Here is a 13,629-nt window from a genome sequence, read left to right on the forward strand (position 1 = left end):
CCCGCGCGTCTCGCTGCGCCCGGCGATCCTCACGAAATCCATGCGGGACTCCTCTGCGAGACTCGGAACGTGGACGAGCAGATCATCCTCGGCGTGCTCGCGATCACCCTCGGACTGGTCGTCGGCGTGCTGCTGTTCGTGCCCTTCGTCGCGCTGAGCTACCGACGGCGCGGAGGCTTCGGCGTCGGCCGCTTCGTGCTGTGGGGCGCGGCGCTCGTCTACGTCATGGCGCTGTGGACCTACACGCTGCTGCCGCTGCCCGACCCCGACACCATCCGCTGCGCCGGGGTGAACCTCGACTTCACGGCGCTCGTAGACGACATCCGCGGTGCGATCGCGCGCCGGGGAGCATCCGCGGCGACGGATCCGGCGGTGCTCCAGCTGCTGCTCAACGTGCTGCTGTTCGTGCCGCTCGGCTTCTTCCTCCGCGTGCTCGGCGGCCGCGGCGTGGTGACCGCCCTGGTCGCCGGCGTCGCGGTGTCGGGTTTCGTCGAGCTCACGCAGTACACCGGCGTCTGGGGCCTGTACCCGTGCGCGTACCGCGTGTTCGACGTCGACGACCTGCTCACCAACACGCTGGGCGCCGTGCTCGGCTCGCTGCTCGGCCTGATCGTTCCACGCAGCCGTCGCGGATCGCCCCGACTGCCGGGTGCCGACCTGCCGCAGCCGGTCACGCGCTCACGACGCGTGCTCGGCATGGTGTGCGACGTGGTCGCCGCGTGGGTGCTGAGCCTGTCGGTCTCGGTCGCCGTGCAGCTCGTGCTCTCCCTGCTCGGCGCCGACGCGGCTGTGCGCGACGGCTCGGCGGCGAGCCTCGTCGGCGAGGCCGTGACCGTGGTCGTGTGGCTCGTCGTGACGCTCGCGACGGGTGCGACGGTCGGCGATCACACGGTGCAGCTGCGCTTCGCGGGCGGTTCGCTGCCGATCGGCCTCGCCCGCTTCCTGCGCTGGGCCGGCGGGATCGGCGGCTACCTCGTGCTCAGCGCGCTGCCCGGCGCTTGGGGCTTCGTGGCGGGGGTGTTCGCGGTTGTCTCGTTGCTGCTCGTGTTGTGGACGAAGGGGTACCGCGGGCTCCCCGGCCTCGTCTCGGGCCAGCGCCTGGTCGACGCCCGTGAGTTCGACGATCCGGATGCCGCAGACCCGGCAAGTCTGCCCGGCTCGTAGGCGCTGGGGCCGGGACCGGCGCTCTCCTGCCGCGGCCCGGGTCGCTGCATCCGTTCCCTCTGCTAGACGGCGGGGCCGCCCAGGAACTCGCGCGCGGCGACCACGAGCGCGTCGACGCCGCGCCCGAGCGTGGGCTGAAGGACGGGTGCGAAGAACGGCGAGTGGTTGGTCGGGATGTCGCGCTCGACGGTTCCGGCCGCCAGCGCCTCGGCGAAGGCGGTCGCGTCGACGCCGCCCCAGAACCAGAACACCAGCGGCACGCCGGCCTCGCGCGCGAACCACGACACGTCCTCGCTGCCGGTGAACATGCCCGGGTCGATGACGGTGCCGTCGCCGAAGGCGGCGTCGAACGCGGCCGTGAGGCGGGCCGTGGCGTCGGCGTCGTTGATGGTGGGCGGAAGCGAGTGATCGACGGCGATCACGGGCGGCTGCTCGGCTCCGGATGCCTGAGCCTCGGCGCGCACGATCCGCTCCACCTTCTCGAGCACGCGGGCGCGGGCCTCGTCGTCAGGGTAGCGCAGGCTCAGCTCGAGTTTGGCCTCGGCGGGGATGATGTTGTTCTTCAGGCCCGCGTGGATCGATCCGACGGTGACCACGGCCACGTCGCGCGGGTCGACCTCGCGCGAGACGATCGTCTGCAGCCGCATGACGGTGGCCGCCGCCATCACGACGGGGTCGATCGTCGCCTGCGGGCGGGATCCGTGGCCGCCGCGGCCGAGCAGCGTCACGGTCAGCCCGTCCGACGCCGCCATCTGGGTGCCGCTGCGGACGCCGATGGTGCCCGCGGGAAGCGGCGTCACGTGCTGACCGAGCACGATGTCGGGACGCGGGAACCGGTCGAGCACGCCGTCGGCGATCATCGCCTGCGACCCCGCGCCGTACTCCTCGGCCGGCTGGAACACGGCGACGACCGTGCCCGACCATTCGTCCGTGGCCGCGACGAGGCGCTCGAGCGCGCCCAGCAGCGCCGTGACGTGCATGTCGTGGCCGCACGCGTGCATCACCGGCACGTCGTTGCCGGCGGGATCGGTGCCGCGCGCGGTGCTCGCGTACTCGAGCCCCGTCTGCTCGGGCACCGGCAGCGCGTCCATGTCGGCCCGCAGCCACACGACCGGCCCGTCGCCGTTGGCGATGCGAGCCGCGATGCCCGTCTTGCCGATCCCCTCCTCGAACTCGATGCCGAGCGCGGTGAGGTGCTGCGCGATCACTCCCGCCGTCCGGGTCTCCTGGAAGGACAGTTCCGGATGCCGGTGCAGATCGACGTAGATCGCTTCGAGGTCGAGGGTCATGGGGTCGAGCCTATCCGCGGGTCCTCCGGAGCGCTGACGGCGTCACCGGCCAGCTGGTCGCGCGGCCGGCTGCAACCCGCGTCACCAGACCAGCTGGTCGCGCCGCCGAACAAGGTATGCCCGTTCGGCGGGGTTGCCGGCGAGCTCCACGGCGCGGTCGTAGGCCGACCGCGACTCGCTGCTCCGGCCGAGGCGGCGCAGCAGGTCGGCGCGCGCGGCGTGGTAGGCGTGATAACCGTCGAGCGGTTCGCCGAGCCGGTCGAGCTCGGCGAGGGCCACGCCGGGACCGTCGAGCTCGGCGACGGCGACGGCGCGATTGAGTCGCACGATACTGGACGGATCGACCCCCGCCAGGCGGTCGTAGAGCGCGACGATCTGCGGCCAGTCGGTGTCGCGCGCCGACGGGGCAGCGGTGTGCACCGCGTTGATCGCGGCGAGGAGCTGGTACCGCCCCGGTGGCTCCGCGCCGGCGGCGACCGCCGCGATCCGCTCTCGGACGAGCGCGTGGCCCTCGACGATCAGCTCCCGGTTCCACGATCCGCGGTCCTGCTCCTCCAGGGTCACGAGTTCGCCGGAGTGCGATACGCGGGCGCTGCGTCGCGCGTCGATGAGCAGCATCAGGGCCAGCAGCCCGGTCGCCTCTCCTTCGTCGGGCAGAAGAGTGTGCAGGAGCCTGCCCAGACGGATCGCCTCGTCCGTCAGGTCGGCCCGAAGCGGGTCGCCGCCGGTCGTCAGATAGCCCTCGTTGAAGATCAGATAGACCACCGCGAGCACGCCGTCGAGTCGCACCCGGAGGTCGGCCGGCGACGGTACCCGGTAGGGCACGTGCGCCGCCGCGATCTTGGCCTTCGCGCGGGTGATCCGCCGCGCCATCGTGGTCTCGGGCACGAGGAAGGCGCGAGCGATCTCGGCGACCGTGAGACCGCCGAGCAGCCGAAGGGTCAGCGCGACCCGCGCCTCCATGGCGAGGGCCGGATGACAGCAGGTGAAGACCAGCCGGAGACGGTCGTCGTCGACGGGTCCGGTCGGCTCGGGAGGAGTGTCGTCCGACAGCATCTGCGCCGCCCTGTGCTTGTCGTCGCGCCGCGACTCCCGCCGCAGACGGTCGATCGCCTTCCGCGTCGCGGTCGTGGTGAGCCACGCGCCCGGGCTGGGCGGCACGCCGTCACGGGGCCACCGCTCCACGGCCGTCACGAACGCCTCGGCGGCCGCGTCCTCGGCGAGGTCGAGGTCGCCGAAACGACGGGCCAGGCCGGCCACCACCCGGCCCCACTCTTCGCGGTGGGCGCGGGCGATCGCGTCAGCGACGCGGGAGCCGGTCACGACCCGTCGGACGCGTGACGCTCCACGATCTCCGCCATGTCGGAGGGGAAGCGGTGCACCTCCTGGGGCCAGTCCAGGGCGACGGCCAGCCGGCCCGCCCAGTAGCGGGCGGTCTCATCGTCCGGCACGTTCACGACGGTGAACCCGCCGAGGTGCTCCTTGGTCTCGACGAACGGCCCGTCGGTGAAGACCGGCTTCCCGTTCTCGCTGACGACGCTGCAGACGGCGGTGGAGGCGTCGATCCCGCCCTCCGCGAAGAGGAAGACGCCGGCGTGCTTCATCTCCTCGAGCAGAGCCTGCGAGGACTCGCTCTTGCTCTGCAGCTGGTCGGCCGTCTGTGCGGGCACCCATTCATCGTTGAACGCGATCAGGTAGTTGGGCATTGTCGTCTCCTCTCAGTGGGACGAGAGCCGGCTCGCGGCCTCCGTCGCGGCGCCCGTACGGGTGCGCCTGCCAAGTCCACGAACAGCGAGGCTCGGATACGACACTATCCCCGACCTCCGCACCGGGGTCCGGCGGATCAGTGACCGACGTCGGCCGATCGCGGGGTCGCCGCCGGTTGCGGATCGCGCAGCCGGCCGGCGAGCAGCAGTGCCGCCACAGGGACGAGCAGGCACGCGGCGATCGCGAGGCGGAGGCCCGTCAGTTCGGCCAGGGCTCCGACCACGAGCGGCGCTGCCAGAAGGCCCACGCGCATCACCGTGGCCGCGGCGGCCAGCCCGGTGCCGGGGTCGAGGCCGGGGGCGCGTTCCGCGGCGTCCATCGCGAGCGGGATCATGGGCGCGATCCCGAGCCCCAGCAGGCCGAGGCCGACCGCCACGACCCACGTCTGCGGCGCGAGCACGGCCGTGAGCAGTCCGACGAAGGCCGCCGCCGCGCCGAGCCGGACGGTGCCCACGGCACCGATCCGGTCGACGAGCGCATCCGAGGCGAATCGGCCGAGCGTGAGCGCACCCATCAGTGCGGCGAAGGGGATCGCGGCTTCCGCCGCACCGGCGCCGGTCTCGGTGACGACGTAGACGCCGCCCCAGGTCGAGCCGACATCCTCGAGGAAGGCGCCGATCGCGGCGATGGCGCACGCCGCGATGAGGATCGCGCTGATCCGACGGTGCCGATGCGAGCCGGCGGTCTCGGGCGCCGGCATCGGCGGTGTGCGCAGCCGCACCAGCGGCAGGGCTGCCAGGCTGCCGACGATGATGCCGATCCCCATGACCGGGAGGTGGACCGAGATGGGGATCGAGAGCTGCAGTGCGAGGGCTCCGAGCAGCGCGCCGGCGATGGCTCCCGCGCTCCACGCTCCGTGCAGGCCGTTGATGATCGAGCGGCCCAGCATCCGCTGGATGGCCAGGCCGTGCGCGTTGTTGCCGACGTCGCCGGTGGCGTCGCCGAATCCGATCGCGAACAGGACCGTCGCGAAGAGAACCGGTGTGCCGGCGAAACCGGCGGTGATCAGCAGCCCGCCCAGCACCGCGGACGACGTGACGGCGACCGGCACGGCGCCGAGCCGGGCCACCAGCCGGCCCGCCAGCAGACTCCCCACGACGGAGCCCACCGGGCCGCACGCGACCATCAGGCCGAACGTCAGCTCGGTGAGACCGAACTGGTCCTTCAGCTCGGGATAGCGGGTCACGATCGTCGCGAAGACCAGTGCGTTCGCGATGAACAGGACCGCGACCCCGTTCCGCGCGGCCGTCACTCGGACACGGGACTCGAGGGCGTTCACCCCTGGATTCTAAGGTGCGCGATCACTGCGCCAGGCGCGCGGTCGACCCGCGGACGATCAGCTCGTACGGCAGCTCGCCCGGGCGGTGCGTGGGGCTCTCCGCGTCGGGGGACTCCAGCGCCTCGAGGATCGCGTCGGCGGCGCGCTCGCCCTGGCCGAGCGGGAACTGGTCGACGGTCGTGAGGCGGAAGAACTCGCCCAGCTCGTGGCCGTCGATGCCGATGACCGAGAGGTCCTCGGGCACGCGGTACCCCAGGTCGCGCGCGGCCAGCAGCGCACCGATCGCCATCTCGTCCGACGCCGCGAAGATCGCCGTGGGCCGTCCGCCCGGCTGGCCCAGCAGCTGCTTGGCCGCGCGGAAGCCGCCTTCGATGGTGAAGTCCGCGGGCTCGAACAGCGACGGACGCACGGGGATCCCGGCATCCGCCAGCGCCTGCTCGAATCCCTGCCGCCGCCGCGTGGGGATGTGGAAGTCGATGTCGAACTCGGGGCTCGCGCCGATGTGGGCGATCTCGCGGTGTCCGAGCGCCAGCAGGTGCTCGGTCGCGAGGCGCGCCACCGCGACATCGTCCACCGTGAGCGTGGTCAGGTGCGGGTTCGGTCCGCCGATCGCGATCACGGGCAGGTCGAGCTCGACGAGGCGCTCCGTCTCCTCCTCGCCGAGCTCGAGCGAGATCGCGATGACCCCGTCGACGCGCTGCCGTCGCAGGAAGGTGTCGAAGATGTCGTGTCGCTCCGCGCGGTCTGCCGTGAGGCTGTACAGGGTGATGTCGTAGCCCCGGCGCATCAGCGCCGAGGCGATGCCGCTCAGCACCGTGGAGAAGAACCAGCGGTCGAGGAACGGCACCAGCACGCCGATGTTCCGCGTGCGGCCGGAGGCCAGGCTCGAGGCCGACGCCGAGACCACGTAGCCGAGGCTCTTCGCCGCCGCCTCGACCTTCGCCTTGGCCGCGACCGAGACGTGGCCGCGCCCGCTCAGCGCGCGCGAGACGGTCGCCGTCGACACGCCCGCCGCGCGGGCGACCTCGTCGATGCTGACCACGTCGTCACCTGGTTCTCGAGAAGGATGGGCGGAGGAGCGGATGCCGGGGGCTCAGGCGCCTTCGATCCACACCGTGGTGTCGGCCGGCACCTCGCCCTGCGCGAGGGGACCGCTCGACGCGATCACGATACCGTCCGGCACCGTGACGGGCGTGGAACCGGTGTTCGCGATGACCGAGACATTCCCGTTGCGGAATGCCACGACGTCGTCGCCGTAGCCGTCGATCCACTCCAGCGAGCCGGCGCCGAGCGAGCGCGAGCGGCGCTCGGCGAGCAGCGTGCGATACAGCTCCAGCGTGGAGCCCTCGACGCCCGACTGCGCGTCGCGCGCGAGCCCGGCCCACTCGGCGGGCTGCGGCAGCCACGAGGCGCCTGTCGTGTTGAAACCGTACGCGGGGGCGTCGGCGCTCCACGGGATCGGCACGCGGCAGCCGTCGCGGCCGTAGCGCTCGCCGTTCGTGCGGAACCAGGTGGGGTCCTGCCGCGCCTCACCGGGGATGTCGATGACCTCGGGCAGGCCGAGCTCCTCGCCCTGGTACAGGTAGGCCGAGCCCGGGAGGGCGAGCATGAGGGTCGTCGCCGCGCGGGCGCGGGCGAGGCCGACCTCGGGGATCGGCTGGCCCGGCGACTCCGGCCCGATGCCGTGGCCCTGGGGGTTCTCGGCGGTCAGCGCGAGGCGCGACGCGTGCCGCACGACGTCGTGGTTCGACAGCACCCACGTGCTCGGAGCGCCGACGCCGGGGAACGCGCGCAGCGACACGTCGATGACCTCGCGCAGGTCGGCGGCGTTCCACTCCGTCGACAGGTACGGGAAGTTGAAAGCCTGGTGCATCTCGTCGGAGCGCACCCACTCCGCGGTGCGCTCGGCGGTGGGAAGCCACGCCTCGGCGGCCAGGGCGCGGTCGCCCTGGTACTCCTCCATGATCTTGCGCCAGTCGCGGTACACCTCGTGCACGGCATCCTGACCCCAGTAAGGCACGTTCGCCTCTTCGCCGCCCATCGAGCCGGCTTCGGGGTCGGGGATGTAGTCCGGCAGACCCTCGGCCTTCACGAGACCGTGGGCCACGTCGACGCGGAAGCCGTCGACGCCGCGGTCGAGCCAGAAGCGCAGGATGCGGCGGAACTCCTCGCGCACCTCCTCGTTCGACCAGTCGAAGTCGGGCTGCGACGAGTCGAAGAGGTGCAGGTACCACTGGCCCGGGGTGCCGTCGGCCTCGATGACGCGGGTCCACGCGGGACCGCCGAAGACGGACTCCCAGTTGTTCGGCGGCAGCTCGCCGTTCTCGCCCTTGCCCTCACGGAACATGTAGCGCGCGCGCTCCGCGCTGTGCGGCGGGGCGGCGAGGGCCTGCTGGAACCACTCGTGCTGATCGGAGGAGTGATTGGGGACGAGGTCGACGATCACACGGATGCCGCGCTCGTGCGCGGCGGCGAGCATCAGGTCGAAGTCGGCCAGCGTGCCGAAGAGCGGGTCGACGTCGCAGTAGTCGCTGACGTCGTAGCCGGCGTCCTTCTGCGGGGACCGCTGGAACGGGCTCAGCCAGATGGCGTCGATGCCGAGGCTCTTGAGGTCGTCGAGGCGCGACGTGATGCCGGGAAGGTCGCCGATGCCGTCGCCCGAGGCATCCGCGAACGAGCGGGGGTAGATCTGGTAGATGACGGCGGTGCGCCACCATTCGCCGCCGATGGGGGCAAGGAACGCGTCCGTGCGCTCGACGGTGTCTGCGGAAGTCATCCGGCCAGTGTACTGCAAGCGCTTACAGTCCCGTGTCGCTCCGGAGCGACCGCGTCCTCAATTGAGGATCTGAGCCCGAATGAGGAGGGACAGCCGCGATTCGCTCCTCATTCCGGCAACGCTTCTCATTCGAGGACCGGCGTAGGGTGGGCGGGTGCTGTCAGAAGCCCTCACGCGCGCCGAATCCCTCATCCGGACGATCCCCGACTACCCCGAGCCCGGGGTGCTGTTCCGCGACATCACGCCGCTCCTGGCGGATGCCTCGGCCCTTCGCACCGTCATCCACGCGATGATCGCCCCGTTCGAGGGGTCGTTCGACGTGGTCGCCGGCGTCGAGGCGCGCGGGTTCCTGCTCGCGGGCGCCGTGGCGATGGAGGCAGGCGTCGGCCTGGTGCCGATCCGCAAGGCCGGCAAGCTGCCGCTGCCCGCGGCATCCGTCACCTACGCGCTCGAGTACGGCACCGCCACGATCGAGGCGCACGACGACATCGCGCACGGCACCCGCGTGCTGCTGGTCGACGACGTGCTCGCCACCGGCGGCACGCTGGTGGCCGCGCACGAGCTCGTCGCGTCGCTCGGTGGCCTCGTGGTCGGCACCGCGGTGCTCATGGAGCTCACGGCACTCGGGGGTCGCGAGGTCGTCGGCGACGTCCACACCGTCTTCACCGCCTGACCGCCGCCTTCGGCCTCGGGGCGGCAGCCCTCAGCCTGGGGCCGGCGGAGCCGTCAGCGTTCCGGCTCGGAGCCGGGGACCACGGGGTTCGTCCCCGTGCGCGGGCTGAAATGGGGGATCGGAGCAGGGCGCTCGCCGCGCGCCTGCGGGGACGCCTCGGCTGCCGCTGCCGGTGCGGCATCCCCTTCGAACGCGACCGGCTCGTCGGCGCGGCCGGCGTGGGCCGGGAACCGCCTGCCGGTGACCGCGTTCGCGACGACCTTGATCACGAACAGCTTCACGGTCGGGCTCCACGACACGAGATCCCGCACCCCGCTCTCGCGGATCTCGTCGTCGCGCGTCACGCGCTCGGCGCGGCCGCGGATCACGACGCTCCAGTGCGAGCCCTCCACTTCGCCGTCGACCTCGAACGCGACCATCGGATGCTGGGCGATGTGCAGCAGCTTCGCGTCGCGCGCGGTGCGGATGAAGAGTGCGCCCTCGTGCGCGACGTAGTTCACCGGGAAGATGTCGGGCGCGCCGTCCGCGTTGTCCACGGCGAGCCTGCCGAGCTGCGCGGACTGCAGGAGCTCCCAGCAGGTCGATGCCGGGAGGCGCTCCACCCTCGTCGTGCGGTCTGCCGAGGAATCCTTCATGTGCTCATCACCCTCCCTTCGGTCATACCCCACCTGCGTGCGGAAGTGAAGGGCGGTGCGCACCAGCTGCCGGGTGCGCACAGCGCAGGGCCGAGGCATCCGCCCCGGCCCTGCGCTCCGGATCCCGCCGTGGCGTCAGCGCGCCGCGCGACGTCGTGCGCGGGACTGCGCGCCGCCGGCGAGCAGCACCACCCCGAGGGCCGACACGAACAGGCCCGCGGGCACACCGCCGCCCGTCTGCGAGAAGAACAGCAGGAAGACCTGCACGATGGGCAGCGGCAGCACGAGCCACAGGCTCATCTGCCGGGCGCGCACGAGCGAGACCGTGAGGCCGATCACGCCGACCAGCCACAGCGCATTGGCCGCCATCGCCACGACCGGGAAGAAGTCCAGGTCGATGCCGTTCGCCGCGCTCGTGATCGTGCCCAGCGTCAGCAGCACGGTTCCGGTGCCGGCGACGACCGCGCCCCAGGTCGAGCGGGCGTAGCGGGCGAGTCCCAGGAAGAGCACCGCGAAGGCCCACAGGCTGACGGTGAACATCACGAGGATCAGCCGAGTACGGGGGTCGATGGCCGGGTCCTCGTCCTGGGGGAAGAGGAACTGCAGCGTGCCGATGACGATGGAGAGGATGCCGGCGGTCAGCGCGGCGCCGCCGGCGAGGCGGCTGCTCACGCGGCCGATGAGCCGGCCGTCGCGGGGGTAGGCGGTCGCGGCGACCGAGGCGGTGTGAGGGGCGGGTGTGGTGACGGCAGCCATGGCCGGCCTTTCTGTCGAGTCGAGATGCCGCGGACCGGCGATCCGGAGCGACGAGACGAAGCTATTGAGGCGCGAGTCCGGCCGACATCGCACGCAGGTCGGCGAACGGTGCGCCCGAGGTGTCGTCGTCGCGCCGACCCGCGGCGCAGCGGCGCGATACCGGCGTCGTGGCGGATGTCGACCTTCGTCGCTACGGATCCGGGCGTGCGCGCCCCTAGCATCGGACCGTGATCATGCCTTTCGCCGCCGCCGCCGCCTCCGCGCCCGCCCCGGCGCGCGCGGACGCCGGCGCCGCGGACCCGGCCGGGCGAACGGGGTGGCGGGCGTGGACCTCGCCGCTCGACCTCGCCATCGCGGGCGGCATCGGCGTGTGGGCCATGCTCGAGGCGCTGCTCGTGCCGTCGGCGCACCCGGTCGCGCAGGTGGGCTTCGCCGTGGCGATCTCGCTCCCGCTCGCGGTGCGGCGCAGGCTGCCCGCGACCGTGATGCTCGTCGTGGCGGCCGCGCTCGTGCTGCACGCCGCGCTCGCGGGCGCGGACGCCACCTTCAACCCCTTCCCGAGCCTGCTGGTGGCGACGTTCACCGTCGCCGAGCGCGTCCGGCCGTGGCCGCTCGCAGCGCTGCTGGGCCTCGTGCCCATCGCGGCGATGCTCGGTGCGCACGCGCTCGGCTACTTCGGCGCGGTCGGCATCGAGACCGCCGGCGCGCTGTTCCTCGTGTTCTTCGTCGGCTCGACGTGGACGGCCGGTCGCATCGTGCGCCACCGTGCGCTGTCGCTGCAGAGCACCCGCGACAGCTCCGCGCAGCGGGCGGCCGAGGCTGCGGCATCCGAGCGTCGCCGCATCGCCCGCGAGCTCCACGACATCGTCGCCCACTCGCTCTCGATCGTGGCGCTGCAGGCCGCGGCGGCCGAGCAGTTCGTCGAGCGCGACCCGGCCCGCGCCCGCACCCACCTGCAGCTCACGCGCCGCACCGCGCAGGGCGCGCTCGACGAGATGCGCCACCTGCTCGAGGTGCTGCGCGAGGACGAGGCGTCGTACGTGCCGCAGCCGGGGCTGTCGGCGCTGCCCGACCTCATCGCCGAGACCGAGGCGGCCGGACACCGGTGCACGCTGATGACGGATGCCGCGACCGACGGTCTTCCCGACGGACTCGCGCTCGCCGTCTACCGCATCGTGCAGGAATCGCTGACGAACGTGCGCAAGCACGCCCCGGGCGCGGAGGTGGAGGTCGGCGTGACCGCGGGCGCCGGTGAGCTCGAGGTGCGCGTCGAGAACGGACCGCCGACCCGGTCCCTCGCGGCTTCGGTGGCGGGCGGCGGCAACGGCCTGCCCGGCATGAGCGAGCGCGCGCGGCTCTACGGCGGCCGGCTGGAGTCCGGCCCGACGCCCGCCGGCGGGTGGCGGGTGCGCGCGATCATCCCCGTGGAGGCGGCATGAGTGTCGAAGACGGCGTCGTCTCGCCTGTGCACGACCCAGCGTCTGCGGACGAGAGGCCGGCGGCGGCGGTGCGGGTGCTGGTGGCCGACGACCACGCGCTCGTGAGGTCGGGCATCCGAGGGCTCCTCGAGGCGTCCGACCTCGAGGTCGTCGGCGAAGCCGCGAACGGCCGCGAGGCGGTCGACGCGGTGCGGTCGCTGCGGCCCGACGTGGTGCTGATGGACATCCGGATGCCGGGCATGGACGGCATCGAGGCCACCGGCGTCATCGCGGGCGAGCCCGGCGCACCGCGCGTGCTCGTGCTCACCACGTTCGACCTCGACGAATACGTCTACCGCGCACTTGCGGCCGGGGCATCCGGCTTCCTGCTGAAGGACGCGCCGCCCGAGAGGCTCGTCGACGCGGTGCGCACCGTCGCCACGGGCGAGGCGCTCCTCGCCCCGGAGGTCACGCGGCGCCTCATCGAGCGGTATCTCGGGGCGCCGCCGCCCGATGCCCGTCCGCCTGCCGACCTCACGCCGCGCGAGCGCGAGATCTGGCTGCTCATCGCACGCGGCCGGTCGAACCTCGAGATCGGTCAGGAGCTCTACCTCAGCGAGGCGACGGTCAAGGCGCATGTCACGCGTCTGCTCGCCAAGCTCGGCGTGCGCGACCGCGTGCAGGCGGTCGTCGCGGCGTACGAGATGGGCCTTGTGCGACCCGGCGCCGCGTAGGACCGGCCCGCGCGGGACTCGGGCCACGACCGCTGCCGCTTCCTGCGACCGCTGCGCGAAACGACGCAGCACTCGCAGGGAAGTGCAGCGGTGGCGCGCGTCAGCCGCCGAGCACGACGTTGAGCGGTGGCTCGCCGGCGGCGAGCCGCTCGATCTGCGCGCGCACGAGCTTGGCCACGCGCGGGCGCATCGCGCTCGACGCGCCGCCGACGTGGGGCGCGATGAGCACGCCCGGCAGGCCCCACAGCGGGTGTCCCTCGGGCAGCGGCTCGGGGTCGGTGACGTCGAGGGCCGCGCGGATGCGGCCGCGCCGCACGTGATCGACGAGGGCATCGGTGTCGACGATCGTGCCACGGCCGACGTTGACGATCAGCGCGCCGTCCGGGAGGGCTGACAGAAACGCGTCGTCGACCATGTTCTGCGTCGCGTCGCCGCCGGGGAGCGTGACGATGACGATCTCAGCGCGGGGGAGGAGCGTCGGCAGCTCGTCGATGCCGTGCACCGCGACGCCGTCCTCCTCGCGTGCTCGTGACGCGACGGGCGTCAGCTCGACCTCGAACGGCGCCAGCCGGTCGGCCACCGCCTTGCCGACTCCGCCGTAGCCGAGCAGCAGCACGCGCCGGTCGGCGAGGCTCTGCGCGAACACCGGCGCCCAGCGACCGGCCGCGGTGTCGACGGCGAAGGCGTCGAGGTGCCGCTGCGCCGCGATCGCGAGGCCCACGGCGAGCTCGGCGGTCGAGGTCTCGTGCACCGAGGCGGCGTTGGCGAACGTGAGGCCTTCGGGCAGCATGTCGGCGACGCCGTCGTAGCCGATCGACTGGCCCTGCACGAGACCCACCTCGACGCCATCGAGACGCTCCAGCACCTTCGCCATCGACATGTACGGCGGCACCACGATGTCGAACCGATCACGCGGGGCGGCGGCATCCATCGGCCACACCACCAGCTCGACTCCCGCGGGGAGTTCGCCCACATCGGCGGCGAGTTCTGGGGTGGGGACGCTGACGACGAGATTGCGGATGCCACTGCTCACCCTGTCCACGCTACCGGCGGGGTGCGCACGCGGGGTCATCGTCCGGCGCTACGCTCGCGTCGAACGGGCGCCGCGGCCCGAGCGGCGTCCCATCGAGGAGGCGGA

Annotated in this window: 13 protein-coding genes; 4 read left to right on the forward strand and 9 right to left on the reverse strand. The window is 72.7% G+C overall.

Going from position 1 to position 13,629, the window contains the following annotated elements:
- Positions 1 to 69 precede the first annotated feature (69 nt).
- Complete coding sequence (locus IM770_RS09810) at positions 70 to 1,164, forward strand: VanZ family protein (protein WP_307785424.1); 1,095 nt, start codon at positions 70 to 72, stop codon at positions 1,162 to 1,164.
- 62 nt (positions 1,165 to 1,226) lie between these two features.
- On the opposite strand, the gene IM770_RS09815 is transcribed toward IM770_RS09810, so the two are convergent.
- The 6 genes from IM770_RS09815 to IM770_RS09840 form a co-directional block, all read right to left on the reverse strand.
- The gene (locus tag IM770_RS09815) at positions 1,227 to 2,453 is read right to left on the reverse strand and encodes an amidohydrolase (RefSeq protein WP_203580944.1); all 1,227 of its coding nucleotides are present in this window, start codon (positions 2,451 to 2,453) and stop codon (positions 1,227 to 1,229) included.
- Between the two features lie 81 nt (positions 2,454 to 2,534).
- The gene (locus IM770_RS09820) at positions 2,535 to 3,776 is read right to left on the reverse strand and encodes an RNA polymerase sigma factor (protein WP_203580945.1); all 1,242 of its coding nucleotides are present in this window, start codon (positions 3,774 to 3,776) and stop codon (positions 2,535 to 2,537) included.
- Complete coding sequence (locus tag IM770_RS09825; RefSeq protein ID WP_203580946.1) at positions 3,773 to 4,159, reverse strand: YciI family protein; 387 nt, start codon at positions 4,157 to 4,159, stop codon at positions 3,773 to 3,775. Before IM770_RS09825 ends, IM770_RS09820 begins: the two co-directional genes overlap by 4 nt.
- Before the next feature lie 137 nt (positions 4,160 to 4,296).
- On the reverse strand, positions 4,297 to 5,499 hold the full coding sequence (locus IM770_RS09830; RefSeq protein WP_203580947.1) for an MFS transporter: 1,203 nt from the start codon (positions 5,497 to 5,499) through the stop codon (positions 4,297 to 4,299).
- A gap of 22 nt (positions 5,500 to 5,521) precedes the next feature.
- Complete coding sequence (locus IM770_RS09835; RefSeq protein WP_203580948.1) at positions 5,522 to 6,541, reverse strand: LacI family DNA-binding transcriptional regulator; 1,020 nt, start codon at positions 6,539 to 6,541, stop codon at positions 5,522 to 5,524.
- A gap of 51 nt (positions 6,542 to 6,592) precedes the next feature.
- Positions 6,593 to 8,275, reverse strand: coding sequence for a glycoside hydrolase family 13 protein (locus IM770_RS09840; protein WP_203580949.1), 1,683 nt, complete (start codon positions 8,273 to 8,275; stop codon positions 6,593 to 6,595).
- Positions 8,276 to 8,429: 154 nt separating this feature from the next.
- Between IM770_RS09840 and IM770_RS09845 the strand changes: the two genes are divergently transcribed.
- The gene (locus IM770_RS09845; protein WP_203580950.1) at positions 8,430 to 8,948 is read left to right on the forward strand and encodes an adenine phosphoribosyltransferase; all 519 of its coding nucleotides are present in this window, start codon (positions 8,430 to 8,432) and stop codon (positions 8,946 to 8,948) included.
- 53 nt (positions 8,949 to 9,001) lie between these two features.
- On the opposite strand, the gene IM770_RS09850 is transcribed toward IM770_RS09845, so the two are convergent.
- Together IM770_RS09850 and IM770_RS09855 are read right to left on the reverse strand one after the other, a co-directional pair.
- Entirely contained in the window at positions 9,002 to 9,583 is a 582-nt protein-coding gene (locus IM770_RS09850) for a pyridoxamine 5'-phosphate oxidase family protein (protein WP_203580951.1), read from the reverse strand.
- 135 nt (positions 9,584 to 9,718) lie between these two features.
- Positions 9,719 to 10,339 carry a hypothetical protein gene (locus tag IM770_RS09855; RefSeq protein ID WP_203580952.1) on the reverse strand — a complete coding sequence of 207 codons (621 nt, stop codon included), beginning with the start codon at positions 10,337 to 10,339 and terminating at the stop codon, positions 9,719 to 9,721.
- A 233-nt stretch (positions 10,340 to 10,572) separates the two neighbouring features.
- Here IM770_RS09855 and IM770_RS09860 point away from each other — a divergent pair, with 233 nt between their 5' ends.
- Together IM770_RS09860 and IM770_RS09865 are read left to right on the forward strand one after the other, a co-directional pair.
- On the forward strand, positions 10,573 to 11,778 hold the full coding sequence (locus IM770_RS09860; RefSeq protein WP_239066049.1) for a sensor histidine kinase: 1,206 nt from the start codon (positions 10,573 to 10,575) through the stop codon (positions 11,776 to 11,778).
- Positions 11,775 to 12,491: a response regulator gene (locus IM770_RS09865; RefSeq protein ID WP_203580954.1), complete on the forward strand. Its 717-nt coding sequence runs from the start codon at positions 11,775 to 11,777 to the stop codon at positions 12,489 to 12,491. The genes IM770_RS09860 and IM770_RS09865 overlap by 4 nt, the downstream gene beginning before the upstream one ends.
- A gap of 100 nt (positions 12,492 to 12,591) precedes the next feature.
- Here the strand turns inward: IM770_RS09865 and IM770_RS09870 are convergent, their stop codons facing one another.
- Positions 12,592 to 13,524, reverse strand: coding sequence for a 2-hydroxyacid dehydrogenase (locus IM770_RS09870; RefSeq protein WP_203580955.1), 933 nt, complete (start codon positions 13,522 to 13,524; stop codon positions 12,592 to 12,594).
- Positions 13,525 to 13,629 lie beyond the last annotated feature (105 nt).

This window comes from Microbacterium hibisci, assembly GCF_015278255.1.
Lineage (GTDB): Bacteria > Actinomycetota > Actinomycetes > Actinomycetales > Microbacteriaceae > Microbacterium > Microbacterium hibisci.